The organism is Nocardioides ungokensis, from assembly GCF_013466985.1.
Classification (GTDB): domain Bacteria; phylum Actinomycetota; class Actinomycetes; order Propionibacteriales; family Nocardioidaceae; genus Nocardioides; species Nocardioides ungokensis.
The window spans coordinates 3,907,114-3,932,717 of record NZ_CP059164.1; the positions used below are offsets into that span (position 1 = coordinate 3,907,114).

Here is a 25,604-nt window from a genome sequence, read left to right on the forward strand (position 1 = left end):
GATGGCGCTCCGCGGGCGGGTCCCCCTGCTGCTCCTGCTCGGCCTGGTCCCGGTGCTGGTGCGCCCCGCCATGTCCACGGTCTGGCTGTGGGTGCTCGCGGTGTCGCTGCTGGTGCTCGCCGACTGGCTGCTCGCGCCGTCCCCCGACACGGTCGGGCTCGACCGGCCTCCCGTCGGGACGGTCCGCCTCGGGCACCCGGCCGAGACCGTGCTGCTCGCGAGCAACACCGGCTCGCGTCGGGTGCGCGGCCGGCTGCGGGACGCCTGGCAGCCGACCGCGGGCGCGCAGGAGAACCGGCACCGCCTCCGCCTCGGCCCCGGTGACCGGACAGTGCTCCGCACTCCCCTGCTGCCCCGCCGTCGCGGTGACCTGCGCGCGGTCGGGGTCACCGTGCGCACCCACGGTCCGCTGGGCCTGGCGGCGCGGCAGCGCACCCGCCAGGTCGCCGGGAGCGTGCGGTCGCTACCTCCCTTCGAAGCGCGCAGGCACCTGCCGAGCAGGCTGGCCCGGCTGCGGGACCTCGACGGCCGGGCGGCGGTGCGGGTGCGCGGCCAGGGGACGGAGTTCGATTCGTTGCGCGAGTACGTCCGCGGCGACGACGTGCGCTCGATCGACTGGCGGGCCAGTGCCCGCAACCGCAACGTCGTGGTGCGGACCTGGCAGCCGGAGCGGGACCGGCGGGTGGTGCTGGTGCTGGACACCTCGCGCACCTCCGCGGGACGCGTCGAGGACGTCCCCCGGCTCGACTCGGCGATGGATGCCGCGCTGCTGCTCGCCGCCCTCGCGGCCCGGGCCGGCGACCGGATCGACTTCGTGGCCGGTGACCGGCGGGTCCGCAGCCGGGTGCGCTCCGCCGGCGCCAAGGACGTCGTCGCCAACCTGCAGGACACCATGGCCGACCTCGAGCCGGTGATCGCCGAGGCGGACTGGGCCTCGCTGGCCGGAGCGGTCAGCGGGTTCGGGCGGCAGCGGGCCCTCGTCGTACTGCTGACGCCGCTGGAGCCGGCGGCCATCGAGGAGGGGCTGCTCCCGGTGCTGCCGTCGCTGACCCGGCACCACCGGGTGGTGCTCGCCTCGGTGAAGGACCCCGCCCTCGAGCAGCTTGCCGCGACCCGCGGGACCCTCGACGAGGTGTACGACGCGGCCGCCGCCGAGCAGGTCCTCGTCCGGCGGCGGCGCACCGCCGGGCTGCTGCGCGCCCTGGGGGTCGACGTGGTCGACGCGGACGCCGAGCAGCTGCCACCGGCCCTGGCCGACCACTACCTCGACCTGAAGGCGCGCTGCCTCCTCTGATCGCTCGTCGCACCCGGCCCGGTCGTCAACCCTCCTGCGCCAGGTCGCGTTGGTACCAGGTGCCCGTCCTGCCGCCCAGATCGGCGGGTCCTGCCGGGCCGACCGCGACGAAACCGGCTTTGGTGAGCACCCGGTGGGAAGCGGCGTTGTCGCGGGAGGTCGCCGCCCGCAGCGTGCGCAGCCCGTGGCGCGTCGCCGCCAGCCGGCACAGCTCCGTGACGGCCCAGGTCGCCAGGCCGCGTCCGGTGGCGCTCTCGGCGACCCGGTAGCCCAGGTCGGCGGTGCCGTCGGTGAGGTCGTACAGGTTGAACCTGCCCAGCACCGAACCGTCCTCGTCCACGAGCAGGTGGAAGGCGGCGGTGCCGGCCTCCTGCTCGGCGAGCAACGCGGCGTACCGGTCGGTGAACTGGTCGAAGAACTCGTCACCGCGGTCGGAGATCGAGGCGGCGAAGTAGGCGCGGTTGGCCAGCTCGAAGGCCAGGACCGCCGGGGCGTCGCCGGCCTGCAGCCGCTTCAGCTCGGGCACCGCCCGACCCTACCCAGAGGGAGTGCCGGAGCCGCCCGGGTTTCGACAGTCAGGCCTGGGTGGCGACGCGGTCCTCGAGGAGGGAGGCGTCGATGTCGCCGGTGTGGCCGCGGCGGTGGGCGGCGCGGCCGAGCCCGAAGACGTAGGCGAGGAAGCAGCACTCTGCGAGGACGCCGATCCCGATGCGCGCCGCCGTGGGCAGGTCGGAGGGGGTCACGAAGGCCTCGATCATCCCGCTGACGAACAGCACGGCCACCAGCCCCAGGGCCACGGTCCCGGCCGTGCGCCCCTCCCGCGCCAGGGACTGGGATCGGGAGAGCTCGCCGGGCTCGACCCACGACCAGAACAGCCGCAGCCCCACCCCGCCGGCGACGAAGACCGCGGTCAGCTCGAGCATCCCGTGCGGCAGGATCAGCCCCCAGAAGTGGGCGCCCTGGCCGTGCCGGGTCATGATCGAGCCGATCACGGCGAGGTTCGCGATGTTGCGGAAGAGCAGCAGGACGATCGGGAACCCGAGCACCCCCAGCGCCAGGCAGAGGGCGGAGACCCAGGCGTTGTTGATCCACACCTGGGCGGCGAAGTGGGACGCGGCGTACTCGCTGTAGTAGCCCTCGAAGTCGTGGTTGACCAGCTGGTCGACCTGGTCGGGCGAGAGCAGCGACTGCTCGACGTTCGGGTGGTCGAGCAGCCACAGCATCATCACCGCGGTCACCACGACGTTGGCCGCGAGCGTGCCCAGCCACCACCAGCGCAGCCGGTAGAGAGCGGCGGGGAAGCGGTCGACGAAGAACGACGTCACCCCGCGCCAGGTGCCCACGCGCGTGCCCGACGCCCGGTTGCGGGCGCGGGAGAGCAGCGAGGACAGGTGGGCGATGAGCGACGCGTCGGGCGCCGAGGTCCGCACGACCGAGAGGTGCGTGGCGACCTGCTGGTAGCGCTCGACGAACTCGTCGCTCTCGGCGCCGGACAGCCGGCGCCGGCGGGTCAGCTCCTCGAGGCGCTGCCACTCGTCCGCGTGAGCGAGCACGTAGGCGTCGAGATCCACGGCGCAACCTTATGCTGACCGCGATGTCGACTCCCGAGCTCGCGACGCTGACGACCGACGACCTGGTGACGGGTGAAGCGGTCGCGCTCGACCTGCCCCCGGCCAGCCTGGGTCCGCGGATCGCCTCCGGGCTGATCGACGTGACGGTCACCGTGCTGCTGCTGGTCGCGGTGGTCCTGCTCTTCACCGTCGCCGCGCTCCAGACCGACCAGGCCCTGGTCACGGTCGCCTTCGTCGGCACCCTCGTCTTCGTGTTCCTCGTCTTCCCGACCACGGTGGAGACGCTCACCCGGGGCAAGTCGCTCGGCAAGCTGGTGCTGGGGCTGCGCACCGTCCGCGACGACGCCGGCCCGATCTCCTTCCACCACGCGTTCGTCCGCGCCCTGGTCGCCGTGGTCGAGGTCTACGCCTTCTCCGCCGGCCCGGCCTTCTTCGCCGCGCTGCTCAGCTCCCGGGGCAAGCGGCTGGGCGACTACGCGGCGGGGACCTACGTCGTGCGTGAGCGGGTCCGGCTCCGGCTCGCCACGCCCGCGACGATGCCCCCGCAGCTGGCGGCCTGGGCCGCCGCCGCCGACATGGCCTCGCTCCCCACCGGCCTCGCCCTGGCGGTGCGCCAGTTCCTCGGCCGGCTGCCGCAGATCGACCCGGCGTCCCGCGCCTCGATCGGCGGTCGCCTGGCCGCGCAGGTCGGCGAGTACGTCGCCCCGTCGCCGCCGGAGGGCACCCCTCCCGAGGCCTTCCTCGCGGCGGTCGTCGCGTCCCGGCGCGAGCGCGACACGGCCCGGCTGGCCCGCGAGGCCGAGCTGCGCCGCCGACTCACGTCCCGCGGATGAGCACCCCGGCGGCGCGGGCTCCGGGCGACGTGCTCGTCCACCTGCGCCGGGTCACCACCCACCCGGGCAGCGGTGGACCAGCCACCATCCGCCGCACCAGAACGGTGGCCAGGCCACCGCCGGCGCCGGCTGGTGGGGGGATCCGGGCTGGGCTCCTCGCTACTGGGTCGGGATCTCGAGCGTCCCGGTGGGGTCGTCGTAGCGCTCGTCGCAGCGGCCCAGCGCCACCGAGCAGTCCAGCAGCACGTGATTGCCGGTGCGCGCGGCGCTGGTCGCCAGCACCAGGAACCGGTCGGCGTCCTGCCAGTGGATCGCAAGGGGCGTGAGGTCGTCGTCGAGGTCGACCGGTCGCGTCGACCAGGTGACGCCGTCGTCGGACTCCATGACCGCGAGGCCGCTGGCACCGGCCGCGGCGTAGGCCCGTCCGTCCGGGGCGAGCGAGCCGACGCCGCCGTCCAGCCGGGCGACGCGCCGCGGCGGGGTGACCCGGTCCGGCTGCGTCTGCCGCACGTCCCAGAGCTCGGTCCCCTGCGTGGTCCGCACGGCGAGGACGTCGCGGGTCAGGTCCGCGGACACCGGATCCCCGTCGACGTCGACCTCCGACGAGTCATCCGGGTGCCGCAGCGAGAGCCGGTCGCCCTCGTCCTCGATCCACGACGTGCCGTCGGTGGCGACCAGGTCGGTCTGTCTGCTGCTCCAGCAGCGGCACCTTCTCGGTGTCCCGGTCTGAACCCAGCGGGCGCAGGTGCAGCGTGTTGCCCCGGTCGACGAAGGCGAGGGTGGTCCCCGCCTCGTCGAGCCAGGCGTTGACCACCGGGCGGCCGTCGGCCAGCGGCACGGGGTCACCCGGCTCGCCGTCGTCGGCGAGCGGCACCCGCCACAGATGGGCGTCGCCGTCGATGACGACCGCATCCCCGGCGGCGGAGCGACCGACGACCTGCTGGATCCGCAGGTCGCCGGCGTAGCTGCCGTTGCCCGGCTGGAGCACCTGGAGCCGGCCTTCGAGGCGCACCACGGCGAGCCCCTCCCTGCTCGCCGAGGGCCGGTCCGCCGGTGCGGGCGCCACGTGGCGCCCCGGGCTGGACCCGGTGTCCTCGAGCATGCCCGCGGCCACGACCGCCGCCGCGGCCACCAGCCCGGCGCCGCCGGCCAGCACCCGGCGCGTCGTACGCCGGCGCCGCTCGCCTCGCACCCGCGCCCGGAACGCGACCTCGTCGACCGGCGGCACCGGGACGGCGTGCTGGACCTGGGTGAGGGCGTCGCGGATCTCGGTGGTGGTCATGACATCTCCTCGACGAGCTCGAGCATGGGCAGCGCGGCCCGGAGCCGCTTGATCGCGTGGTGGGTCTGGCTCTTGACCGAGCCGACCGAGCAGCCGAGCTCGCGCGCCGTGGCCTCCTCGGTGAGGTCCTCGACGTAGCGGAGCACCAGCGTGGCCCGCATCCGCGGCGGCAGCCTGCGGATCTCCTCCCACAGGGCGAGGTGGTCGGCGCGGACATCGAGGCCTCCGCCGGGCCGGCGTCGGGGAGCTGGTCCGTGACGACCTCGCGTCGCCGCTTGCCCCACTGCCTCGACATGTGGTTGACCATGGCGCGGCGGACGTAGGCGTCGGCCGCCGCCTTGTCGCGGATCCCGTCCCACTTCACGCAGGTCCGGGCGAGGGCACCCTGCAGCAGGTCCTCGGCCTCGTGCCGGTCCCCGGTCAGTAGGTAGGCCGTACGGAAGAGCGGACCCCAGCGAGCCGCCATGAACTCGCTGAACGAGTGCTCGGTGCCTGCCATGTGGCTGTGTCCTCCTGATCGATGGTCCCTCAGGAGATGTAGAGGCCCGCGTTGCCGAGAAGGTTGAGAGGGCGCCGACGCTACCTGCCGGGACCCCTGCCCAGCCGGGCACGCGTTCACTACCGTGAGGTCATGATCGACCGTGCGCGTCTGGCTGCCCTGCGGGCGGCCGAGGAGGACCGGTTCGTCCGGGCCCACCCCCGCTCCGCCGAGCTGGCGACCAAGGCCGGCCTCTCCCTCCTCGCCGGGGTCCCGATGCCGTGGATGACCCGCTGGCCGGGCGCCTTCCCGGTGTTCCTCGACCACGCGTCGGGTGCCCGGCTGGTGGACGTCGACGGGGTCTCCTACGTCGACCTCTGCCTCGGCGACACCGGCGCGATGACCGGGCACGCCCTGCCGGCCGTGACCGCCGCCGTCGAGCAGCGGGCCCGGGCCGGGATCACCGCGATGCTGCCCTCCCCCGACGCGGTGTGGGTCGGCGAGGAGCTGACCCGGCGCTTCGGTCTCCCGCGCTGGCAGATGGCGATGTCGGCGACCGACGCGAACCGCTTCGTGCTCCGCTTCGCCCGGCACCTCACCGGCCGGCAACGGATCGCGGTGATGGACTGGTGCTACCACGGCACCGTCGACGAGACCCTCGCCGTGCTCGACGGCGACCGGGTCGTCCCGCGGCCGGGCGCCCTGGGCCCCCAGGTCGACGTCGCGGAGACGACGGCCGTCGTGCCCTTCAACGACATCGACGCCTTGGACCGGCGGCTCGCCGTCGGTGACGTGGCCTGCCTGCTCATGGAGCCGGCCCTGACCAACATCGGGATCGTGCTGCCCGACGAGGGCTACCTCGCCGCGGTCCGCGAGGTGACCCGGCGCCACGACGTGCTGCTGGTGATCGACGAGACCCACACCCTGTGCGCCGGACCCGGCGGCTGCACCGCCGCTTGGGGACTGGAGCCGGACCTGGTCGTGGTGGGCAAGCCGATCGGCGGCGGCATCCCGGTGGCGGCGTACGGCATGACTGCCGAGGTCGCCGACCGGCTGCTGAAGCCGATGGAGGAGGCCGAGGTCGACGTGTCCGGCGTCGGCGGGACCCTCACCGGCAACGCGCTCGCGATGGCGGCGGTGCGGGCGACCCTGTCGACCGCCCTGCGCGCGGAGGACTTCGCGGTGGCGGTCCCGCTCGCCGAGCGGTTCGCCGACGGCGTTGCCGGCGTGATCGCCGAGCACGACCTCCCCTGGCACGTGCAGCGGCTCGGCTGCCGCGCGGAGTACTGGTTCTGCCCGCCGCCACGCACCGGCGCTGCCGCAGCGGCCGCCGTTGACGAGGAGCTCGAGGGCTTCTTCCACCTGTACGCGCTCAACCGCGGCATCCTGCTGACCCCGTTCCACAACATGGCCCTGTTCTCGCCCCACCACACCCCGGCCGACGTCGACCGGCACACCGAGGTCTTCGCCGGTGCCGTCAGGGAGCTGTCCGCATGATCGACCCGACCCCGCTCTGGGACTTCGACGACCCCGCCGCGTCGGAGCTGCGCCTCCGGGCCGCCGCCGAGGAGGCCGACCCCGACGACCGGCTGGTGCTGATGACCCAGGTGGCGCGGGCGCTGGGCCTCCAGGAGCAGTACGACGAGGGCCACGCGGTCCTCGACGACCTGTCACCCACCGGGGACGAGGTCGCAGTGCGGATCGCCCTCGAGCGGGGCCGGCTGTTCCGCTCCCAGGGTGACCCAGAGCAGGCCCGGCCGCTCTTCGAGGCGGCGGCGCAGACCGCGGTCGCGGCCCACCTCGACGCGCTGCGGGTGGACGCCCTGCACATGGTGGCCCTGGTGGCCGAGCCGGCCGACCAGCTGAGCATCGCGGAGGAGGCGCTCGCGGCCGCCCGCGCCTCGTCGGACCCGCAGGCGCGGGACTGGGACGCCTCGCTGCTGAACAACATCGGGATGACCCACGCCGACGCCGGCGACTTCGAAGCCGCGCTGGCGTCGTTCCGCGACGCTCTCGCGGCCTGCGAGCGGATCGGCGACCCGGCCCGCATCCGCGTGGCCCGGTGGATGGTGGCGTGGTCACTGCGCAACCTCGGCCGGCGCGACGAGGCTCTCGCGATGCAGCGGGCCCTCAAGGCTGAGCTCGACGCCGCCGGACGCACCGACCCGTACGTGGACGAGGAGCTCGCCCTCCTGGAGTGACCGGCCCACGACCCTTGTCGTCGGCCGCGGCCCGGCTTACCGTCGAATCATGGGACGTGGCGTCCTCGGCGGAGTCGGTGGGCTGCTCACGGTCGCGCTGGACACCGTGGTCCTCGGCCTGGCCGTCGGCAGCGTGCTCTACTTCGGCGCCGTGGTGGGGTTCGTCCGCCACCACGTGCTGGAGCGGATCTCACCGCCCCCCGAACGCCCGGCCCGCCGACCCATCGAACGGATCGCGAGCGACGTGCGGCGGGTGCGCAGCGAGGTCTTCCAACCGGCCCCGGGCATGCCCATGGCACGCCGGGTCGGGATCAGCCGGGCCTACGACGACCTGCTCGTCGACGCCTGCCACGCCCTCGGCGTGCCGGACACGCTCACCGGCCTGCCCCCCGGGACCGAGCGCGATGCCGAACGGCTCCACGTGGAGGACGCACTGACCCGCGCCGGGCTGCGCCTCAGCGCGTGACGCGGGTGTAGACCAGGTCCGTGATGGACCGCCCCGCGGCCAGGCCCTTGCGCTCGAACCGGGTGACCGGCCGCTCGTCCCAGCGTTCGGAGACCCCGCCGTCCAGGAGCGGCTCGGCGTCGAGCACCTCGACCATCTGCTCGGCGTAGTCGGCCCAGTCGGTCGCCAGCCGCCACTCGGCGCCCGGCGCCAGCCGGGAAGCCGCGAGCGACGCGAACGCGGGGGTGACCAGCCGGCGCTTGTGGTGACGCTTCTTGTGCCACGGGTCGGGGAAGAACGTCCACAGCCCCGCGAGGCTGCCGGGCGCCACGAGGTGCTCCATCGACCAGACCGCGTCGACCGAGCAGAACCGGACGTTGGTCGCGCCGGCCTCGGCGACCCGGCCCAGGCTGTCGGCCACCCCGGGCCGCCAGACCTCGAGGGCCAGCACGTCGTACGCCGGACGGGTGGCGGCCAGTGCCGCGGTCGCCTCGCCCACGCCCGAGCCGATCTCGACGATGAGCGGCGCCTCGCGGCCGAACCAGGTCGCGAAGGTGAAGCCCGGCCGGTCGACAGCCTCGTCGGGCACGACCCACTCCTCGTGGTGGGCCTGCCAGGCGGCCTGCTGGCGCGGGGTGAAGCGGCTGCCGCGGCGCGCGTAGGTCAGCACCTCACGCATCCGCCGGCCGTCCTCGGTCAGCTTCTCGTGGGGGCGGGCGGGGCGGACTCGCTCGTTCATCGCCGCCATCCTCTCTCGTGGCTCGGCCGGACATGCAGAACGGCCCCGGACCGAGGTCCGGGGCCGAACTGGTGGATCAGCTGGTCATCGACCAGCGGGGATCACTTGGTGATCTTGGTGACCCGGCCGGCGCCGACGGTGCGGCCACCCTCACGGATCGCGAACCGCAGGCCCTCGTCCATCGCGATGGGCTGGATGAGCTCGACCGACATCTCGGTGTTGTCACCCGGCATGACCATCTCGGTGCCCTCGGGGAGGGTCACGACGCCGGTCACGTCCGTCGTACGGAAGTAGAACTGCGGGCGGTAGTTGTTGAAGAACGGCGTGTGACGGCCGCCCTCCTCCTTCGACAGGATGTAGACCGAGGCGTCGAAGTTGGTGTGCGGGGTCGTGGTGCCCGGCTTGATGACGACCATGCCGCGCTCGACGTCCTCGCGCTTGGTGCCGCGGAGGAGCAGACCGACGTTCTCGCCCGCCTGGCCCTCGTCGAGCAGCTTGCGGAACATCTCGACGCCGGTGACGGTCGACTTCTGCGACTTCTCGCGGATGCCGACGATCTCGACCTCCTCGTTCACCTTGACGATGCCGCGCTCGATGCGACCGGTGATGACGGTGCCACGACCGGTGATCGTGAAGACGTCCTCGACGGGCATCAGGAACGGCTTGTCGGTGTCGCGCTCCGGGGTCGGGATGTAGTCGTCCACGGCCTGCATGAGCTCGGCAACCGACTCGCCCCACTTGCGTCGCCGTTGAGGGCCGGGAAGGCCGCCACGCGCACGACGGGGATGTCGTCGCCCGGGAACTCGTACTCGGAGAGGAGCTCGCGCACCTCCATCTCGACGAGCTCGATGAGCTCCTCGTCGTCGACCATGTCGCACTTGTTCAGGGCGACGACCAGGGCGGGCACGCCGACCTGGCGGGCGAGCAGCACGTGCTCACGCGTCTGCGGCATCGGGCCGTCGGTGGCGGCGACCACGAGGATCGCGCCGTCCATCTGAGCCGCGCCGGTGATCATGTTCTTGATGTAGTCGGCGTGACCCGGGCAGTCGACGTGCGCGTAGTGGCGAGCCTCGGTCTGGTACTCGACGTGCGCGATGGAGATGGTGATACCGCGCTGACGCTCTTCAGGGGCCTTGTCGATCTCGTCGAACGGCGTGAAGGGGTTCAGGTCCGGGTACTTGTCGTGCAGCACCTTGGTGATTGCTGCGGTCAGCGTCGTCTTACCGTGGTCGATGTGACCGATGGTGCCGATGTTGACGTGCGGCTTGGTCCGCTCGAACTTCGCCTTAGCCACGGTGGGCTCCTCCTGGTGTGGTTGTTACTTGACTCGTACTTGCAGTGGGTGGTGCCGAGGGTCGAGACGAACTACTCGCCGCGGACCTTCTTGATGATCTCGTCGGCGATGTTCGAAGGAACCTCGGCGTACGAGTCGAACTCCATCGAGTACGAAGCCTGGCCGGAGGTCTTGGACCTCAGGTCGCCAACGTACCCGAACATCTCGGACAGGGGCACCAGGGCGTTGATGACCATGTCACCGTGACGCTCCTCCTGGGCCTGGATCTGGCCGCGTCGGCTGTTGATGTCACCGATGACCGTGCCGAGGAAGCTCTCGGGGGTGGTCACCTCGACGGCGAACATCGGCTCGAGCAGCACCGGCTTGGCCATGCGGGCGGCCTCCTTGAAGGCCTGGTTGCCGGCGATCTTGAACGCGAGCTCGGAGGAGTCGACGTCGTGGTAGGCGCCGTCCTCGAGGGTGAACTTCACGTCGACCATCGGGTAGCCGGCGAGCACGCCGAACTCCATGGCCTCCTGGCCGCCCTGGTCCACCGAGGGGATGTACTCGCGCGGCACGCGACCACCCGACACGTTGTTCGCGAACTCGTAGCCCGCGCCGGTGCCGGTCTCGGGGTCGATGTTCGGCCCGAGCGAGATGACGACCTTCGCGAACTGACCCGAGCCACCGGTCTGCTTCTTGTGCGTGTAGCTGTGGTTCGTGACCTCCTTGCGGAGGGTCTCGCGGTAGGCGACCTGCGGCTTGCCGACGGTCGCCTCGACGCGGAACTCGCGCTTCATGCGGTCGACCAGGATCTCCAGGTGGAGCTCGCCCATGCCGGCGATGATCGTCTGGCCGGTCTCCTCGTCGGACTTGACCGTGAAGGTCGGGTCCTCGTCGGAGAGGCGCTGGATCGCCATGCCCAGCTTCTCCTGGTCGCTCTTGGTCTTGGGCTCGATCGCGACCTCGATCACCGGGGCCGGGAACGTCATCGACTCGAGGATGACCTGGTTCTGCGCGTCGCAGAGCGTGTGGCCGGTCTTGGTGTCCTTCAGGCCCATGACGGCGACGATCTGGCCGGCGCCGACCGACGCGATCTCCTCACGCTTGTTGGCGTGCATCTGGTAGACCTTGCCGATCCGCTCCTTGCGGCCGTTGACCGAGTTGACCACGGTCGAGCCGGCCTCGAGCTTGCCCGAGTAGACCCGGACGTAGATCAGCTTGCCCAGGTGCGGGTCGGAGGCGATCTTGTAGGCCAGGCCGGAGAAGGGCTCGTCGTCGGACGGCTTGCGGATGATCTGCTCGTTCTCGTCCTTGACCGAGTGACCGACGATGCCGTCGATGTCGAGCGGCGAGGGCAGGTACTTGACGACCGCGTCGAGCAGGGGCTGCACGCCCTTGTTCTTGAACGCCGTGCCGCACAGGACCGGGTTGACCTTGTCGGCCAGGGTGGCGCGACGGATCGCGGCCTCGAGCTCCTCGACGGAGAGGTCCTCGCCCTCGAGGTACTTCTCCATGACGGCGTCGTCGGCCTCGGCGAGGGTCTCGAGGAACTTCTCGCGGTACTCGGCGGCCTGCTCGGCCATCTCCGCGGGGATCTCCTCGACCTCGTAGTCCTCACCCATCTTGGTCTCGCCGCGCCAGGTCAGGGCACGCATGCCGACCAGGTCGACGACACCGAGGAAGTCGGACTCCGCGCCGATGGGCAGCTGGAGGACGAGCGGGGTGGAGTTGAGGCGGTCGACCATCATGTCGACGCAGCGGAAGAAGTCCGCGCCGGTGCGGTCCAACTTGTTGACGAAGCACATCCGGGGCACGGAGTACTTGTTCGCCTGGCGCCACACGGTCATGGTCTGGGGCTCGACACCGGCGACACCGTCGAACACCGCGACGGCGCCGTCGAGGACGCGCAGCGAGCGCTCGACCTCGGCCGTGAAGTCCACGTGGCCGGGGGTGTCGATGATGTTGATCTGGTGGTTCTTCCACCAGCAGGTCGTCGCGGCGGACGTGATGGTGATGCCGCGCTCCTGCTCCTGCTCCATCCAGTCCATCGTGGCAGCGCCCTCGTGGACCTCACCGATCTTGTAGGTGATGCCGGTGTAGAACAGGATCCGCTCGGTGGTCGTGGTCTTACCGGCGTCGATGTGAGCCATGATGCCGATGTTGCGGACCTTGTTGAGGTCCGTGGTGATGTCGACAGCCACTGTGGTCAGCGTTCCTTAGAAAGATTTCGGGAGAGTGAGGTGGAGCGGGACGGCGCACCCTGTGGGGCACCCCGTCCCGCCCGTGGTCACCAGCGGTAGTGCGCGAAGCCCTTGTTGGACTCGGCCATCTTGTGGGTGTCCTCGCGCTTCTTCACAGCGGCACCGAGGCCGTTGGAGGCGTCGAGGATCTCGTTCATCAGGCGCTCGGACATCGTCTTCTCGCGACGGTCCTGGGCGTAGCCGACCAGCCAGCGCAGCGCCAGCGTGGTGCCACGGCCGCCCTTGACCTCGATCGGGACCTGGTAGGTCGCACCGCCGACGCGGCGGGACTTGACCTCGATGGCCGGCTTCACGTTGTCGAGGGCACGCTTGAGCGTGACCACCGGGTCGGTGCCGGTCTTCTCGCGGCAGCCCTCGAGCGCGGTGTAGACGATGCGCTGAGCGACCTGCTTCTTGCCGTCCTGGAGAACCTTGCTGACGAGCTGGGAGACCAGCTGCGACCCGTACACGGGGTCGATGTCGATGGGGCGCTTCGGTGCGGGACCCTTGCGCGGCATATCAGCTCTTCTCCTTCTTGGCGCCGTAGCGGCTGCGAGCCTGCTTGCGGTTCTTCACGCCCTGGGTGTCGAGCGTGCCGCGGATGATCTTGTAGCGGACACCGGGGAGGTCCTTCACACGGCCGCCGCGCACGAGCACGATCGAGTGCTCCTGGAGGTTGTGGCCCACGCCCGGGATGTAAGCGGTGACCTCGACGCCGCTCGACAGGCGCACGCGGGCGACCTTGCGGAGGGCGGAGTTCGGCTTCTTCGGGGTGGTGGTGTAGACGCGCGTGCAGACGCCGCGTCGCTGGGGCGAACCCTTCAGGGCAGGCGTCTTGTTCTTCGACACCTTGTCCTGGCGGCCCTTGCGGACCAACTGCTGAATGGTGGGCACCTTGGTGGTTCCCCTTCTTGGTCTCTCGTCAGAACCCGGCGCTCTGCCGGGCACGGTGATGCTGCTCTGTGCTGTGTGCCTGTGGTTGAGTGCTGGCGCCGCTCGCGGCCGGATCCTGGAGGACCTGAGGTCGCGGGCTATTTCCGAGCACGCGCAACGGTCTGGTTGTCCCAGACACGAGGAACGAGATTACTCGGTCGCTGAACAGCGGTCAAAACGGTACGGACGCCCCCGCGGAGGTGCGCCAGGACCAGCACGGCGACCAGGACGCCGAGCATCGTGAGCAGGCCCCCGGAGATCAGGGTCCAGCGGGCGCCGAGGTGCTCCCCGATCCAGCCGATGATGGGTGAGCCGAGGGGCGTGCCGCCCATCACGATGGTCATGTAGAGCGCCATCACCCGCCCGCGCAGCGCCGGGTCCGACTCCAGCTGCATGGTGGCGTTGGCCGAGTTGAGCAGGGTGAGCGTGCACAGCCCGATCACGGGCGCGAACAGCGCGAACGCGACGTACGACGGCAGCAGCCCGGCGACGACCTCGGCGGCCCCGAACCCCAGGGCGGCCATGACGAGGAGGCGCATCCGGATCCGGGTGCGGCGCGCGGCGAGGAGCGCCCCGGTGAGCGACCCGACGGCCATCGCCGACCCGAGGATGCCGAACTCCCCCGCGCCCTTGCCGTAGACCTGCGTGGCCATCAGCGCCGAGGTGATCTGGAAGTTCATCCCGAAGGTGCCGGCGAAGAACACCATGATCAGGATCATCACCATCTTGGGCTGGCTGCGGATGTAACGCACGCCCTCGAGGAGCATCCCCGGGGTCCGCGGGCGCAGCTCGGTGGTGTGCAGCAGGCGCGGGTCCATCCGCTGCAGCTGCCAGATGACCGCGGCGTACGACGCGGCGTTGATGAGGATGACCCAGCCGGTGGCCGTCACCCCGCCCCCGAGGGCGCCGATCATCAGGCCGGCGAGGCCGGGCCCCAGGATCCGCGCGACGTTGAACGCGGCGGAGTTGAGGCCGACGGCGTTGGTCAGCTCGTCGGGCCCGACCATCTCGGAGACGAAGGACTGGCGGGCAGGGGCGTCGAAGGCCGACCCGACGCCGAAGGCGAAGGCGATCACGTAGACCTGCCAGGTCTGCACCACCCCGGTCACGGCCAGCGCGGCGAGCAGCAGCGACGCCGCCGCCATCGTGAGCTGGGTCAGCTGCAGCAGCCGGCGCTTGGGGAACCGGTCGGCGATGACCCCGGCGTACGGCGAGAGCAGCAGCACCGGCAGGAACTGCAGTCCGTTGGTGATGCCCAGCGCCGTGCCGCTGTTGCCGGGGAGCTGGAGCACCAGCCAGTCCTGCGCGACCCGTTGCATCCACGTGCCGGTGTTCGACACGACGCTACCGGCGAGGTAGCGGCGGGTTAGTTCGGGTTGACGAGGGCGCGGAATGTGGGACTCAAGCGGGTGATCAGTCCTTCAGGTCAGTCGTTCTGGGCGAGACGTTCGAGGATGGGGGCGGCCTGGCGCAGCACCGCGCGCTCCTCGGCGGTGAGGTCACGCAGGCAGGTCGCGAGCCAGGCGTCGCGGCGGGCCCGGTCGGCCAGCACGGTCGACCGGCCCGACTCGGTCAGCACGACGAGCACCTGCCGGCCGTCGGTCTCGTGCGGACGGCGGGCGACGTACCCGCCCTGCTCCAGGCAGTTGACGGTGCGGGTCATGCTCGGCGGCTGCACCCGCTCCCGGGTGGCCAGCTCACCGACGGTGAGGTCGCCGGCGCGGTAGAGCGCACCGAGCACGGCCATCTGGTTCAGGCTCAGCTCGTTGTCGGGATGGCGCTCGTTGGCCAACCGCCTGCGCAGCCGCATGACGGAGAGCCGCAGCTCGGACGCGAGTCCGGCGTCGGTGCGGGCAACCTTCTCGACCGTGGGCATGTCGTTAGCATAACTCATTACCCTTGCTAAGCATTCCTCGCCGAGTCGGCGTTCGTTGACCCCCGAAATGCCACCGAGCCGGCGCCGTTGCCCCGGTGAGAGGTCAACCTGCGCCGACTCGGCGTGGGGTCGGCGTCCAAGCAGCGCCGACTCGGGGGGTCAGCCCAGCCAGGCGGTGATCGGGTGGATGGCGAAGTAGACGACGAACAGCCCGGCCACCACCCACAGCAGGGGGTGGACCTTCGCGGCCTTGCCGAGGACCACCTTGATCAGCACGAAGGCGAGGAAGCCGGCGCCGATGCCGACGGTGATCGAGTAGGTGAACGGCATCAGCACGATGGTGAGGAACGCCGGGATGGCGATCTCGAGGTCGTCCCAGTCGATGCCCTTGACCTGCTGCATCATCAGGAAGCCGACCAGGACCAGGGCGGGGACCGCCGCCTCGGACGGGATGATCGTGACGAGCGGCGCGAAGACGATCGAGACCAGGAACAGAAGGCCGGTGACCACCGAGGCGAGCCCGGTGCGCGCGCCCTCGCCCACGCCGGAGGCGGACTCGATGTAGGAGGTGTTCGAGGAGACGCCGGCCGCGCCACCCGCGGCGGCGGCGAGCGAGTCGACGACCAGGATGCGCTGGGTGTTCGGGGGTACGCCGTCGGCGTCGAGCAGCCCGGCCTCCGCGCCGATGGCGGTCATCGTGCCCATGGTGTCGAAGAAGTCGGCGAGCATCAGCGTGAAGACCAGCAGCACGGCAGCGACGACGCCGACCGACTCGAAGGAGCCGAGCAGGGAGAAGTGGCCGAGCGTGCCGAAGTCGGGCTTGGCGATCACGTCCTTGGGCCAGGTCGGCACGTTCAGGCTCCACCCGGTGGGGCTGTCGTTGCCGCTGCCGAAGTTCCCGATCGCCTCCACGACGATGGCGATCAGGGTGGTCGCGACGATCGAGATCAGGATGGCGCCCTTGACGCGGCGAACCCAGAGCGTGATGACCAGCGCGAGACCGATCGCGAAGACGACCACCGGCCAGCCGGCCAGCTCGCCGGTCTGACCCAGCTGGACCGGGACGGTGGTGTGCGCGGCATCCGGGATGCGGCGTACGAACCCGGCGTCGACGAAGCCGATCAGCGCGATGAAGAGCCCGATCCCGACCGAGATGGCCGTCTTCAGCTGGGCCGGTACGGCGTGGAACACCGCCTGGCGGAAGCCGGTGAGCACCAGCACCAGGATCACGAGGCCCTCGAGGACGACCAGTCCCATCGCGTCGGCCCAGGTCATCTGGGAGGCGATCGAGAAGGCCACGAAGGCGTTCAGGCCGAGCCCGGTGGCCAGGGCGAGCGGGAAGTTGGCGACGACGCCCATCAGGATCGTCATCACGCCGGCGACCAGGGCGGTGGCGGCGGCGATCGCGGCCAGGTTGCCCGGGTTGGGGCCACCCAGGGTCTTGCCGTCGACGTCGGTGGCGAAGCCGAGGATGAGCGGGTTCAGGACCACGATGTAGGCCATCGTGAAGAAGGTGACGATGCCGCCGCGCACCTCCCGCCCGACGGTCGACCCCCGCTGGGAGATCTTGAAGAAGCCGTCGAGGCCGCCGGTACGCCGGCCGGTCGCGGTGGTCGTGCTGCTGCGGGGGCTGCCCTGGTTGCTCACGGGCCGTCATTCTGGCAGACGTCGTGTTTCGTGCGGGTGACGACCACCTTCCGGGCTCGCTGGACTAGCGTTGGGGACGTGGAGCTCAGCGACGACCAGCCGATGCAGCACGAGATCGGCAGCCGCACGTACCTCGTGGCAGACGTCGAGCCGCTCGACGTCGACGGAGTCCGCACCGTCGAGGTCGGCGTGGCGCTGTGGCTGGTCGGCTTCCTCGCCCTGCTGCCCTTCTACGGGCGGCTGGAGGAATCCGGCAACGTGTGGTGGCTGTGGACCTGCCTGGCGGGCTTCGGGCTGGGCCTCTTCGGCCTGGAGTACTGCCGGCGCCGCCGCCGGGCCCGCGCCGAGCTGCGACGCAGGGGAACCACCCGCTAGGTCGCGGCGGTCAGAAGGTCTCGACCTCGGCCGGGGTCAGGGTGTCGAAGACCGGCTCGGGGAGCGGCAGGGGCTCGTGCTTCTTGGCCAGCCGGACCTCCGAGTGGGCGCCGCAGCCGTGGTCGAAGGAGACCACGCGGCCGTCGTCGTTGGCGTCGCCGTTGGCGCACACGCCGAAGGTCTCCGAGAGCGGCCCGGCGATGCGCAGCAGGAAGCCGCAGGTGGTGCAGTTGTCGGGCGCCGACTGGGCCAGGGGCGAGCCCGGGCCGCCGTCGCCGTCGTACCACCGCTGGGCCGCCAGCTCGCGGCCCTCGGGCGACAGGGTGCGGACGCGGCCCAGGCCGAGGTCCTGTGCGACCTGCCGGACCTGGGCCTTCTCGTCGGCGTCCAGGGGGTCGTCGCCGAAGGAGTAGGTGGGCACCAGCCGCGGGTCGTCGTCGTCGACGGGCAGCAGGTCGCCGGGCGAGAGGTCCCCGGGCTTGATGCGCTCGCGGTAGGGCACCCACTCGGGCGCGATGATGGCCTCGGCACCCGGGACGAGCACGATCTCGTCGACCGTCACCACCTTCTGGCGGGGCGCGCGGGCGACGGTGACCGACCAGCGCCAGCCGCGGTAGCCGGCCCGCTCGCAGGCGAAGAGATGGGTCACCAGGCGCTCGCCCTCGACGAGGTGGCCGAGGTGCTCGCCCACGTCGGCGGCGTCGACCTCCTCGAGCAGCGCCGCGCGGGCCGCGTCGACCGCGGCGACGGCGGCGGCATCGGGCTTGGTGCGCACGGAGGTCATCACGGCGAAATCATGACCCATGGGGCACCGCGCTGTCAGGTCGGCCCCGTGTCTCGGTCCTCCCGCGTCGCCGACAGCAGGCAGGATGGGGACATGAGCGCGCCGCACCCTGACTCCCCTGCCGGGGACTCGCGCTGGTCCGAGCCGCCTCCGGGCGAGCGCTCCCCCGGCGGCCCCGGCACAGGCTCCGCCACCGGATCCGGCGAGCGCACCCGGTCCGTCGGGCGCGGTCTCGGCACGGGGGCGCGGGCCACGGCCCGCGGGGTCCGCGGCGCCGCGCGCGTGACTGGCCGGGCGGGCCGATACACGGTGCTCCAGGCGCGCCGGGCGGCCCGGGCCGAGGGCGCCGGCGACTCCGGGCTCTCACGGTTGATCGAGATGCACGCCTTCAACACCGCCGGCGACGCCGCGGTCGCCATCTCGCTGGCGGGCACGCTCTTCTTCCAGGTGCCGACCGGGGAGGCGCGCGGCCAGGTGGCGCTCTTCCTCGGCCTGACGATGCTGCCGTTCGCGGTCGTGGCGCCGCTGATCGGCCCGTTCCTCGACCGCTTCAGCCACGGCCGCCGCTGGGCCATCGGCGCAACCATGGCGATCCGGGGCTTCCTGTGCTGGGTGCTCGCCACCGCGGTGATGACCGACTCCACCTGGCTCTTCCCCGCCGCACTCGGCGTGCTCATCGCGTCCAAGGCGTACGGCGTGACCCGCGCCGCCGCCGTACCCCGCCTGGTGCCGCGCTCCCTCACCCTGGTCAAGGCCAACGCCCGGATCTCGCTCGCCGGCATCGTCGGCGCCGCGGTGTCCGCACCGATCGCGGTGCTGGCGTCGAAGTTCGGCTCCGAGTGGTCGCTGCGCTACGCCTTCGTGCTCTTCGTGGTCGCGACGATCCTGGCGATCCTGCTGCCGCCGCAGGTGGACGCCAGCCAGGGCGAGATCAGGCTCGCCCTCGGCCCCGGCTCGTCAGCGCCCGCGACCGGCCGTACCGCGCGCCCGCGCATGCCGCCGGCAGTCGCCTTCGCGCTGCGAGCCAACTGTGGGCCGCGCTGGTTGTCGGGCTTCCTCATCATGTTCATGGCGTTCCTGCTGCGGGAGAACCCCATCGGCGGCTGGAGCCCGCAGGTGCTGCTCGCGATCGTCATCGGTGCGGCCGGGCTGGGCAACACCCTCGGCATCGCCGCGGGCTCGCTGCTGCGCCGCGTCAACCCCGCGACCACCGTGGTGCTCGCGCTGCTGGCGGACGCCGTGGCCGTGCTCCTCGCGGCGCTGTTCTACGGCGTGGTCACCCTCGCGCTGCTCGGCGTGACCGCCGGGCTCGCCCAGGCGCTGGCGAAGCTCGCCCTGGACGCCACCATCCAGCGCGACGTGCCCGAGCGCGTCCAGTCCAGCGCGTTCGCACGCTCGGACACCACCCTGCAGCTGGCGTGGGTTCTGGGCGGCTTCCTCGGCATCGCCCTGCCGGGACCCCCACCTGGGGCTGTGGGTCGCCGTCGCGGTGCTGGCGGCCTGGTCGCTGTACGTGCTGACCGGCCGCCGGGCCGCGGACCGCGCCCCCGCCTGACCGCGGGGACTACAGCTCGAGCTCGTCTGCCAGGGCGCGCAGCAGCTTGGCGGTCGGCCGGGCGGTGCGGGGCTCGGGGTGGCGGCCGTGCCGGTAGCCCTCGCCCACGTCGTCGAGCAGGCGGATCAGGTCCTCGACGATCGGGACCATCTCCTCGGGCTTCTTGCGGCGGGCCTGGGACTGGCCGCGCGAGACCGACGCGGGGGCGTCGAGGACGCGCACCTGCAGGGCCTGGTCACCGCGCCGCCCCTGGGCGATCCCGAACTCGACCCGGGTGCCGGCCTTGAGGGTGGTGACCCCCTCGGGCAGCGCCTCGGCGCGCACGTAGACGTCGGGGCCGCTCTCCTGGGACAGGAAGCCGAAACCCTTCTCGGCGTCGAACCACTTCACCTTGCCAGTGGGCACGGTCTGACCTCTCGTGTGCGCGCCGCGACCTCGTGCCGTGGCGAGGGCCAAGCCTATGTCGGCGCCCGCACGGGCTGCCAACCAGTTCAGGGGCGCAGGGCGTCGTTCATCGAGCCGGAGCGGAACCCACGCGGGTCCAGCGCCGCCTCCGCGAAGCCGGCCCCACGCACGTCCGCCAGCAGCGACGTCGCGAGCTCACCGTCGGGGTGGAGCGGGCCCTCGAGCAGGACGGCGTCGATCTCGACCGAGGCCCGGTCCCCGAGGTCGCGGACCCGCAGGTCCCGCACGGGTACGCCGTGCCGCCCGAGCGCGGCGCGCACCGCCGCCTCCGCCCGCTCGACCCGGGCCAGCCGGTGGGGGGTGACCTCCACTCCGTAGGCCACCCGGGAGGACAGGCAGGCTGCCGCCGGCTTGTCCCAGGTCGGCAGCCCCCAGCGTCGCGAGGCCTCGCGGATCTGGGCCTTGCTCAGCCCCGCGTCGCGTAGCGGGGTGATCGCGCCACGCTCAGCGGCCGCCCGGATCCCGGGGCGGAAGCCGGCCACGGCGTCGTCGGCGTTGGTGCCGGTCGCCACGTGGGCCAGGCCCCGCTCGGCTGCCAGCGGGGTGAGCACGTCCAGCAGCTCGGCCTTGCAGAAGAAGCAGCGGTCGCCGCTGTTGGCGCGGTAGCCCTCGCGCTCCATCTCGTTGGTCCGCGGCGTCAGCACCTCGACACCGATCGACTCGGCGAAGGCCCGGGCCGGGTCGCGCTCCACCTGCGGCAGCGAGTGGGAGTAACCGGTCGCCGCCGCGACCCGGTCGGCTCCGAGCGCCCGCACCGCAGCCGCGAGCAGGAAGGCGCTGTCGGCCCCGCCGCTGTAGGCGACCAGCACCGAGCCGCGCTCGCGCAGGTCGGCCTCGAGGGCAGCGAGCCGGGTGCTGAGCAGGTGCTCGTCGAGCCAGGCCGGGAACTCCTCGAGGCCGTCGAGGACGACGTGGGTCCCGGCGTCGAGCAGCTCCTCTCGGGTGCACCCGCCGGTCAGCACGGACACGCTGAGCGCGCCCGCGGCGAGCGCCCCCTCGACGTCGTGCACGTGGTCGCCGACGTAGATCGAGGCGCCCTCACGGCGCAGCGCGTCGGCCTTGCCAACGCCCCACACCCAGCCCTCGACGTGGTCGACGTCGAGGCCGAGGTGGTCGACGTGGCGCCGGGCGTTGTCGGGGAACTTGCCGGTGACCACCACGACGCGTCCGCGCGCGCGGCGTACGGCGGCGATGGCCTCGTGGGCGCCCGGCAGCACCGGGACCGGCGCGACCGCGTGGTCGGGGTAGAGCTCGCGGAAGCGGTCCCCGGCGGATGCCACCGCCTCCTCGGCCAGGTGCTCGGAGAGCAGGTGGTCCAGCGGCGGGCCGAGGCGGGCGGTCATCTCCGCGACCGGGAACTCCACGCCGAGCTCGGCACCGAGGACGCGCAGGGTCGCGCTGAAGCCGGGCACCGTGTCGATGAGGGTCATGTCGAGGTCGAAGCCGACCACCAGAGGTGTCGTCGAGGGGAGGCCGGGCATGCTGGCAAGCGTAGGCAGCGCGCGCGCCGCCGCTCAATCGGGAAGGATTCACTGTCGCGCGGGGCAGTCCTGCGTCAGAATGAGCAGTTCGCGACCAGTGAGGCGGATGGGAGACGTGGTGAGCGGAGTGAACAGGCACCTGCGCCGCGCGCTGGTCGCCGCCGGGTCCGCCGCGGCCCTGGTGGCCTCGACCGCAGCCCTGATCGGCACCTCGGCCCCCGCGCAGGCCACGGCCACCGGCCCCACCCAGCTCTACCTGGTGACCCTGGACGGGCCGGGCACCTCCGGCTACCACGGGATCCTCCCGACGCCGCTGAACCGGGTCGAGATGCGCCAGGAGCAGGACGCCGTCCTCGCGCGGGTCGGCGAGCCGGAGCCGGTCTACCGCTGGACCACCGCCCTCAACGGCTTCGCCGTGCGGCTGACCCGGGCCCAGGCCGACGAGGTCGCCCTCGCCCCGCACGTGACGCTGGTGGAGAAGAACGCCGTGCGCCACCTCGCGGGAGCACCGGCGCACACTGCCGGGCTCGCCGGGTCGGGCCACCAGAAGGGCGGCGCCGGGACGGTCGTGGGGGTCGTGGACTCCGGGATCTGGCCCGACAGCCCGCTCTTCGCAGACGTGCCCCACCTGGGCCGCGCACCGCGGAGCTTCCACGGGGAGTGCCAGGGCGGTGACGACTGGGACGCCGCGACCTGCAACCGCAAGCTCGTCGGCGCGCGCTGGTTCGTCGACGGCTTCGGTGCCGACCGCGTCCGCACCTCGTCCTCGCTGTCCGCGCGCGACGACGACGGCCACGGCAGCGAGATGGCCTCGATCGCGGCGGGCAACGCCGGGGTCTCGGTGCTGGTGACGACCAGCGCCTCGGCAGGTACGGCGGCATCGCGCCCCAGGCCGCCTGGCCGTCTACAAGGCCTGCTGGACCGCACCCGACCCGGCCGACGACGGCTGCGCGACCGCCGACCTGGTCACGGCCATCGACCAGGCGACCGCGACGGGTCGACGTGCTCAACCTATCGGTGGGCGGACCGCCCACCTTCGACACCGTGGAGCGCGCCCTGCTCGGCGCGGCCGAGGCCGACGTCGTGGTGGTCGCGGCCGCCGGCAACCACGGCACCCGCTCGTACGCCGCGCACCCCGGCCCCTGGGTGACGACCGTCGGCAGCACCACCGGCGTGGCCCGGCGCGGTCGGGTGGTCCTCACCGGCGCCCCCTCGCTCACCGGCGCCATGGCCTCGATGCAGGGCGTCGGACCGGCCCGGGTCGTCATCGGCGGGCGCGTCGCGCGCCCGAGTCCACCAACGCACAGGCCCGCGTCTGCACGCCGGGCAGCCTCGACGCGTCGCGGGTCCGCGGCGCGATCGTGCTCTGCGACCGGGCACCATCGGCCGGGTCGACAAGTCCGCCGCGGTCGCGGCGGCCGACGGGGTCGGCATGGTGCTCGCCAACACCGCCCCGGGGACCGTCGACTCCGACTTCCACAGCGTCCCGACCGTCCACCTCGACGTGGCGTCGGCCCGGACGCTGCGGCACTGGGCTCGCCGATCACCCCCACGGGCGGGTCGCTCTGCGTCCGGTCGGGGTCGAGCACCCACCCGCCCGCCTCACCGGGTGGTCCGCGGGTGGCGACCCGACCGCCGGGGTGCTGAAGCCGGACGTGGTCGCGCCCGGCGTCGGCCTGCTCGGCGCCGTCCCGCCGTCCGTCCGCGACACCCGCTGGGACTTCGTGTCCGGGACCTCGGCGGCCACGGCGTACACCACCGGCACGGCCGCGCTGCTCCGCTCGCGCCACGACTGGCCGGCGAGCGTGGTCCGCTCGGTCCTGGCGACCACCGCCGCCCACGTCACCGGCGGGCCCTCGGTCCTCCGCAGCGGGCCGGCCGGGTCCGGGCGGCACCGCAGGACCGCCCGGCGTCGTCTACTCCGTCGAGCCCCGCGACTACCGGTCCTGGCTGACGGGTCAATCCGCCCCGAGCGGCTGAACACGCCCTCGATCCTGCTCACCGGCCGGGACACCTCGGCCACCCGGACCATCACCAACGTCGGCCGGAAGGCTCTCTACTCTCCTCCTCCGCCTCGGGCTTCACCCGCCACACCGTCGAGGTCCGCCCCGCCGCGGTCCGGCTGGCGCCCGGCGAGAGCGCCCGCTTCACGGTCCGGGTCGCCCACGGGGCCGAGGTGCACCCGCTCGACGACGGCTGGGTCACCTGGCGCGGCGGCAACGGGACGAGCGCGCGGATCCCGGTGCTGCTCAGCCGCTGAGGCGGGCGCGGCGCCGGAGACGGCGCAGCCCCACCAGCAGGCCAAGGAGCGCCAGTCCCCCGCGGCGCCGGCGGCGATCTCACGCCAGTGCCACGACAGCCACGACGTGCTGTCCCCGAAGATCGTCCCACCCAGGCCGGCGTGGGCCGGGCCGTCGAGCGCGTCGGTCGCCCACAGCGAGCAGCCCGCGCCCAGGCGCGGGTCGGCCAGGATCGTCGTCGACCCGTTGATCGACCGGAGCACGGTGTCGCGCAAGCTGTTCTCGGTGGGCACCTGGAGGGTGCCGTCGCCCCACGAGGGCAGGCAGACGCCGGCCGCGTCGGGGACACCCGGCATGGTCGACCTCAGCCTGCCGGTGGTGAGGTCGTAGAAGTGGACTGCGGTCCGGTGCTCCTGCGCGGTAGCTCCGAGGGCCAGCGTGCGCCCGTCCGGAGACACGACTCCTGCCCACTGGCTGAGGTCGCCCACGCCGCGGCCGACATCGAGCCGGACCGTGCGCTGCAGGCGCCCGTGGTCGTCCGTGACCTGGACGCGCGCCGCGTCGACGGTGCCCTTCGTCTCGTGCCACACCAGCCACGCAAGCGAGCTGTCGGACACCCAGCCGACCGGCATCACCGCCTCCCGGGTCCGCGGCCGACGGACCTCGGTCGCGCCGCGGTCGTCGAGCACCAGCGCGTCCACACCGCGTTGGCGGTTGTGCTTGGCGGCGTACACCGGGGCCAGGAGCCGCGACGAGTCCGGCGACCAGAACAACGGCGACTGCCCACGGAGCAGCCAGGGCTCCCGGCTGTCCGGGTTGTCACCGATGTCGATGCTGGTGGTGGAGCCCTCCCGCAGGTCGCGGATCTCGAACCACCGGCCGGGGCGAGTGTCGAGGTAGGCCAGCCGCGTCCCGTCCGGGGAGATCGCGGGTGTGAAGTTGTTGTTCGAGCCGGGCAGGTGCCACAGGTTCCCGGTCGGCGAGACCGCGACCAGCCGAGCGGCTGGTCGGCGGTTCCCGCGTGCGACACCCGTTCCAGGACGCCTGCGACCGGGCCGGGACGTTCCGGCAGGTCCCGGGTCCAGTAGGGGTAGTCGATCCGGCTGGGGTGGCCGTCCACCCCGCCGCCGGGCTGGTCGACGGGGGGCACGGACGCCCGGTGCGGCAGAAGCCCGATCCCGGCGCTCGCCGCGAGGACCAGGAGCACCACCAGTCCAGCGACGCCGACCCGGCGCCGGGTCCGGCGCCGGGCTCCGGCGGACCACGCCGCGCGGGCGTCCGGCGCGACGTACGACGGGACCTCGGCGACCAGGTCGTGGAGGGGCTCGTGCAGCTGGTGGCTCATCGGGGGTTCGCCTCCTCGACGAGGGATGCGAGCAGGTCGGGAGCGAGGACGCGGAGGCGATCGAGCGCCTGCCGGGTCTGGGACTTCACGGTGTTGGGCGAGCACCCGAGCACCGCAGCCGTCTGGACCTCCGTGAGGTCGTCGTAGAAGCGGAGGCTGAGCACCGCGCGCTGCTTCGGGGTTAGGCGGGCCAGCGCCTGCGCCAGCACGAGGCGGCGCTCGACCGCGTCGGCGTCGTCACCGGGCCGGCCGAGCTCGGGGTGCTCCCCGGTCAGCAGCTCCGGAGGGCGCGCCGAGCGCCGCCGCCACCGGTCGATGGACAGGTTGTGCATCACCCGGCGTGCGTAGGCGTCGGGCCCGCCGGTGCGCGCCAGCCGCCGCCAGCGGTCGGCGACCCGGGCCAGGGTGTCCTGGAGCAGGTCCTCGGCGAGGTGGACGTCGCCGGTGAGGAGGTACGCCGTACGGGCCAGCGCGCCCGACCGCGCCTGCACCCAGGCCTCGAAGTCCTCCACACCCCTACTCACGCACGGGACACCGGGTTCGG

General features: G+C 72.5%; 24 protein-coding genes and 5 pseudogenes. 10 read left to right on the forward strand and 19 right to left on the reverse strand.

Annotated elements, in window-relative coordinates; translation table 11 throughout:
* Position 1 precedes the first annotated feature (1 nt).
* Positions 2 to 1,294, forward strand: coding sequence for a DUF58 domain-containing protein (locus H0S67_RS19330; RefSeq protein ID WP_180934363.1), 1,293 nt, complete (start codon positions 2 to 4; stop codon positions 1,292 to 1,294).
* 25 nt (positions 1,295 to 1,319) lie between these two features.
* Here H0S67_RS19330 and H0S67_RS19335 read toward each other — a convergent pair whose 3' ends face one another.
* Positions 1,320 to 1,820, reverse strand: coding sequence for a GNAT family N-acetyltransferase (locus H0S67_RS19335; RefSeq protein WP_180934364.1), 501 nt, complete (start codon positions 1,818 to 1,820; stop codon positions 1,320 to 1,322).
* Between the two features lie 49 nt (positions 1,821 to 1,869).
* Positions 1,870 to 2,865 (reverse strand): stage II sporulation protein M, encoded by a 996-nt coding sequence (locus tag H0S67_RS19340; RefSeq protein ID WP_180934365.1) that lies wholly within the window; start codon positions 2,863 to 2,865, stop codon positions 1,870 to 1,872.
* Between the two features lie 23 nt (positions 2,866 to 2,888).
* On the opposite strand from H0S67_RS19340, the gene H0S67_RS19345 reads away from it, so the two are divergent.
* Positions 2,889 to 3,698 (forward strand): RDD family protein, encoded by an 810-nt coding sequence (locus H0S67_RS19345; protein ID WP_180934366.1) that lies wholly within the window; start codon positions 2,889 to 2,891, stop codon positions 3,696 to 3,698.
* Positions 3,699 to 3,857: 159 nt separating this feature from the next.
* Here the strand turns inward: H0S67_RS19345 and H0S67_RS19350 are convergent, their stop codons facing one another.
* The 4 genes and pseudogenes from H0S67_RS19350 to H0S67_RS25915 form a co-directional block, all read right to left on the reverse strand.
* Positions 3,858 to 4,274: a hypothetical protein gene (locus H0S67_RS19350; RefSeq protein WP_180934367.1), complete on the reverse strand. Its 417-nt coding sequence runs from the start codon at positions 4,272 to 4,274 to the stop codon at positions 3,858 to 3,860.
* 31 nt (positions 4,275 to 4,305) lie between these two features.
* Positions 4,306 to 4,980 carry a hypothetical protein gene (locus H0S67_RS19355; RefSeq protein WP_180934368.1) on the reverse strand — a complete coding sequence of 225 codons (675 nt, stop codon included), beginning with the start codon at positions 4,978 to 4,980 and terminating at the stop codon, positions 4,306 to 4,308.
* Positions 4,977 to 5,141, reverse strand: a complete 165-nt coding sequence (locus H0S67_RS25910) for a sigma factor-like helix-turn-helix DNA-binding protein (RefSeq protein ID WP_246354888.1) — start codon at positions 5,139 to 5,141, stop codon at positions 4,977 to 4,979. Before H0S67_RS25910 ends, H0S67_RS19355 begins: the two co-directional genes overlap by 4 nt.
* Before the next feature lie 164 nt (positions 5,142 to 5,305).
* Positions 5,306 to 5,479 (reverse strand): annotated as a pseudogene (locus tag H0S67_RS25915) (SigE family RNA polymerase sigma factor); the annotation flags it as partial.
* 132 nt (positions 5,480 to 5,611) lie between these two features.
* Between H0S67_RS25915 and H0S67_RS19365 the strand changes: the two are divergent.
* The 3 genes from H0S67_RS19365 to H0S67_RS19375 are packed head-to-tail and all read left to right on the forward strand — an operon-like array spanning position 5,612 to position 8,125.
* Positions 5,612 to 6,955 (forward strand): aspartate aminotransferase family protein, encoded by a 1,344-nt coding sequence (locus H0S67_RS19365; RefSeq protein WP_180934369.1) that lies wholly within the window; start codon positions 5,612 to 5,614, stop codon positions 6,953 to 6,955.
* Positions 6,952 to 7,659, forward strand: a complete 708-nt coding sequence (locus tag H0S67_RS19370) for a tetratricopeptide repeat protein (RefSeq protein ID WP_180934370.1) — start codon at positions 6,952 to 6,954, stop codon at positions 7,657 to 7,659. Before H0S67_RS19365 ends, H0S67_RS19370 begins: the two co-directional genes overlap by 4 nt.
* A gap of 49 nt (positions 7,660 to 7,708) precedes the next feature.
* Positions 7,709 to 8,125: a hypothetical protein gene (locus tag H0S67_RS19375; protein ID WP_180934371.1), complete on the forward strand. Its 417-nt coding sequence runs from the start codon at positions 7,709 to 7,711 to the stop codon at positions 8,123 to 8,125.
* On the opposite strand, the gene trmB is transcribed toward H0S67_RS19375, so the two are convergent.
* The 8 genes and pseudogenes from trmB to H0S67_RS19415 all read right to left on the reverse strand — a co-directional run bounded on the left by trmB (position 8,115) and on the right by H0S67_RS19415 (position 16,815).
* A complete protein-coding gene (gene trmB / locus H0S67_RS19380) occupies positions 8,115 to 8,843 on the reverse strand; it encodes a tRNA (guanosine(46)-N7)-methyltransferase TrmB (RefSeq protein ID WP_180934372.1) in 729 nt (242 codons plus the stop codon). The two genes, H0S67_RS19375 and trmB, sit on opposite strands and share 11 nt — an antisense overlap.
* 101 nt (positions 8,844 to 8,944) lie before the next feature.
* Positions 8,945 to 10,137: pseudogene (gene tuf / locus H0S67_RS19385) on the reverse strand (elongation factor Tu).
* 71 nt (positions 10,138 to 10,208) lie between these two features.
* Positions 10,209 to 12,269 carry an elongation factor G gene (gene fusA, locus H0S67_RS19390; RefSeq protein WP_425489947.1) on the reverse strand — a complete coding sequence of 687 codons (2,061 nt, stop codon included), beginning with the start codon at positions 12,267 to 12,269 and terminating at the stop codon, positions 10,209 to 10,211.
* Positions 12,270 to 12,406: 137 nt separating this feature from the next.
* On the reverse strand, positions 12,407 to 12,877 hold the full coding sequence (gene rpsG / locus H0S67_RS19395; protein WP_180934374.1) for a 30S ribosomal protein S7: 471 nt from the start codon (positions 12,875 to 12,877) through the stop codon (positions 12,407 to 12,409).
* Between the two features lies 1 nt (position 12,878).
* Positions 12,879 to 13,253 (reverse strand): 30S ribosomal protein S12, encoded by a 375-nt coding sequence (gene rpsL / locus H0S67_RS19400; RefSeq protein ID WP_011757353.1) that lies wholly within the window; start codon positions 13,251 to 13,253, stop codon positions 12,879 to 12,881.
* A gap of 137 nt (positions 13,254 to 13,390) precedes the next feature.
* Complete coding sequence (locus H0S67_RS19405) at positions 13,391 to 14,611, reverse strand: MFS transporter (RefSeq protein ID WP_246354889.1); 1,221 nt, start codon at positions 14,609 to 14,611, stop codon at positions 13,391 to 13,393.
* Between the two features lie 107 nt (positions 14,612 to 14,718).
* Complete coding sequence (locus H0S67_RS19410) at positions 14,719 to 15,168, reverse strand: MarR family winged helix-turn-helix transcriptional regulator (RefSeq protein WP_246354890.1); 450 nt, start codon at positions 15,166 to 15,168, stop codon at positions 14,719 to 14,721.
* 159 nt (positions 15,169 to 15,327) lie between these two features.
* Positions 15,328 to 16,815, reverse strand: coding sequence for an NCS2 family permease (locus H0S67_RS19415; protein ID WP_180934376.1), 1,488 nt, complete (start codon positions 16,813 to 16,815; stop codon positions 15,328 to 15,330).
* 78 nt (positions 16,816 to 16,893) lie between these two features.
* Here H0S67_RS19415 and H0S67_RS19420 point away from each other — a divergent pair, with 78 nt between their 5' ends.
* The gene (locus H0S67_RS19420) at positions 16,894 to 17,190 is read left to right on the forward strand and encodes a DUF2530 domain-containing protein (protein WP_246354891.1); all 297 of its coding nucleotides are present in this window, start codon (positions 16,894 to 16,896) and stop codon (positions 17,188 to 17,190) included.
* Between the two features lie 10 nt (positions 17,191 to 17,200).
* Here the strand turns inward: H0S67_RS19420 and H0S67_RS19425 are convergent, their stop codons facing one another.
* A complete protein-coding gene (locus H0S67_RS19425; RefSeq protein ID WP_246355410.1) occupies positions 17,201 to 17,974 on the reverse strand; it encodes a DUF3027 domain-containing protein in 774 nt (257 codons plus the stop codon).
* Between the two features lie 498 nt (positions 17,975 to 18,472).
* Here H0S67_RS19425 and H0S67_RS25920 point away from each other — a divergent pair.
* A pseudogene (locus H0S67_RS25920) lies at positions 18,473 to 19,345 on the forward strand (MFS transporter); the annotation flags it as partial.
* A 193-nt stretch (positions 19,346 to 19,538) separates the two neighbouring features.
* On the opposite strand, the gene H0S67_RS19435 reads toward H0S67_RS25920, so the two are convergent.
* Complete coding sequence (locus tag H0S67_RS19435; protein WP_180934378.1) at positions 19,539 to 19,934, reverse strand: cold-shock protein; 396 nt, start codon at positions 19,932 to 19,934, stop codon at positions 19,539 to 19,541.
* 86 nt (positions 19,935 to 20,020) lie between these two features.
* Positions 20,021 to 21,475 (reverse strand): ATP-dependent sacrificial sulfur transferase LarE, encoded by a 1,455-nt coding sequence (larE, locus tag H0S67_RS19440; protein WP_219635346.1) that lies wholly within the window; start codon positions 21,473 to 21,475, stop codon positions 20,021 to 20,023.
* A 328-nt stretch (positions 21,476 to 21,803) separates the two neighbouring features.
* On the opposite strand from larE, the pseudogene H0S67_RS28435 reads away from it, so the two are divergent.
* The 3 genes and pseudogenes from H0S67_RS28435 to H0S67_RS28445 all read left to right on the forward strand — a co-directional run.
* Positions 21,804 to 21,962: pseudogene (locus H0S67_RS28435) on the forward strand (protease inhibitor I9 family protein); the annotation flags it as partial.
* A gap of 392 nt (positions 21,963 to 22,354) precedes the next feature.
* On the forward strand, positions 22,355 to 23,122 hold the full coding sequence (locus tag H0S67_RS28440) for a S8 family serine peptidase (protein WP_425489948.1): 768 nt from the start codon (positions 22,355 to 22,357) through the stop codon (positions 23,120 to 23,122).
* Between the two features lie 8 nt (positions 23,123 to 23,130).
* Positions 23,131 to 23,259 (forward strand): annotated as a pseudogene (locus H0S67_RS28445) (hypothetical protein); the annotation flags it as partial.
* A 272-nt stretch (positions 23,260 to 23,531) separates the two neighbouring features.
* On the opposite strand, the gene H0S67_RS25930 reads toward H0S67_RS28445, so the two are convergent.
* Positions 23,532 to 24,488 (reverse strand): hypothetical protein, encoded by a 957-nt coding sequence (locus tag H0S67_RS25930; protein WP_246354892.1) that lies wholly within the window; start codon positions 24,486 to 24,488, stop codon positions 23,532 to 23,534.
* Between the two features lie 568 nt (positions 24,489 to 25,056).
* The gene (locus H0S67_RS19460; RefSeq protein WP_180934382.1) at positions 25,057 to 25,584 is read right to left on the reverse strand and encodes a SigE family RNA polymerase sigma factor; all 528 of its coding nucleotides are present in this window, start codon (positions 25,582 to 25,584) and stop codon (positions 25,057 to 25,059) included.
* Positions 25,585 to 25,604: the final 20 nt, after the last annotated feature.

Bases quoted from the DNA above. Each gene is read 5' to 3' on its own strand.
- H0S67_RS19330 (WP_180934363.1), top strand. From the start codon at position 2: ATGGCGCTCCGCGGGCGGGTCCCCCTGCTGCTCCTGCTCGGCCTGGTC.
- H0S67_RS19345 (WP_180934366.1), top strand. From the start codon at position 2,889: ATGTCGACTCCCGAGCTCGCGACGCTGACGACCGACGACCTGGTGACG.
- H0S67_RS19355 (WP_180934368.1), bottom strand. From the start codon at position 4,980: ATGACCACCACCGAGATCCGCGACGCCCTCACCCAGGTCCAGCACGCC.
- H0S67_RS25910 (WP_246354888.1), bottom strand. From the start codon at position 5,141: ATGCGGGCCACGCTGGTGCTCCGCTACGTCGAGGACCTCACCGAGGAG.
- H0S67_RS19365 (WP_180934369.1), top strand. From the start codon at position 5,612: ATGATCGACCGTGCGCGTCTGGCTGCCCTGCGGGCGGCCGAGGAGGAC.
- H0S67_RS19370 (WP_180934370.1), top strand. From the start codon at position 6,952: ATGATCGACCCGACCCCGCTCTGGGACTTCGACGACCCCGCCGCGTCG.
- H0S67_RS19375 (WP_180934371.1), top strand. From the start codon at position 7,709: ATGGGACGTGGCGTCCTCGGCGGAGTCGGTGGGCTGCTCACGGTCGCG.
- trmB (WP_180934372.1), bottom strand. From the start codon at position 8,843: ATGAACGAGCGAGTCCGCCCCGCCCGCCCCCACGAGAAGCTGACCGAG.
- fusA (WP_425489947.1), bottom strand. From the start codon at position 12,269: ATGGCTCACATCGACGCCGGTAAGACCACGACCACCGAGCGGATCCTG.
- rpsG (WP_180934374.1), bottom strand. From the start codon at position 12,877: ATGCCGCGCAAGGGTCCCGCACCGAAGCGCCCCATCGACATCGACCCC.
- H0S67_RS19405 (WP_246354889.1), bottom strand. From the start codon at position 14,611: ATGCAACGGGTCGCGCAGGACTGGCTGGTGCTCCAGCTCCCCGGCAAC.
- H0S67_RS19410 (WP_246354890.1), bottom strand. From the start codon at position 15,168: ATGCCCACGGTCGAGAAGGTTGCCCGCACCGACGCCGGACTCGCGTCC.
- H0S67_RS19425 (WP_246355410.1), bottom strand. From the start codon at position 17,974: ATGACCTCCGTGCGCACCAAGCCCGATGCCGCCGCCGTCGCCGCGGTC.
- larE (WP_219635346.1), bottom strand. From the start codon at position 21,475: ATGCCCGGCCTCCCCTCGACGACACCTCTGGTGGTCGGCTTCGACCTC.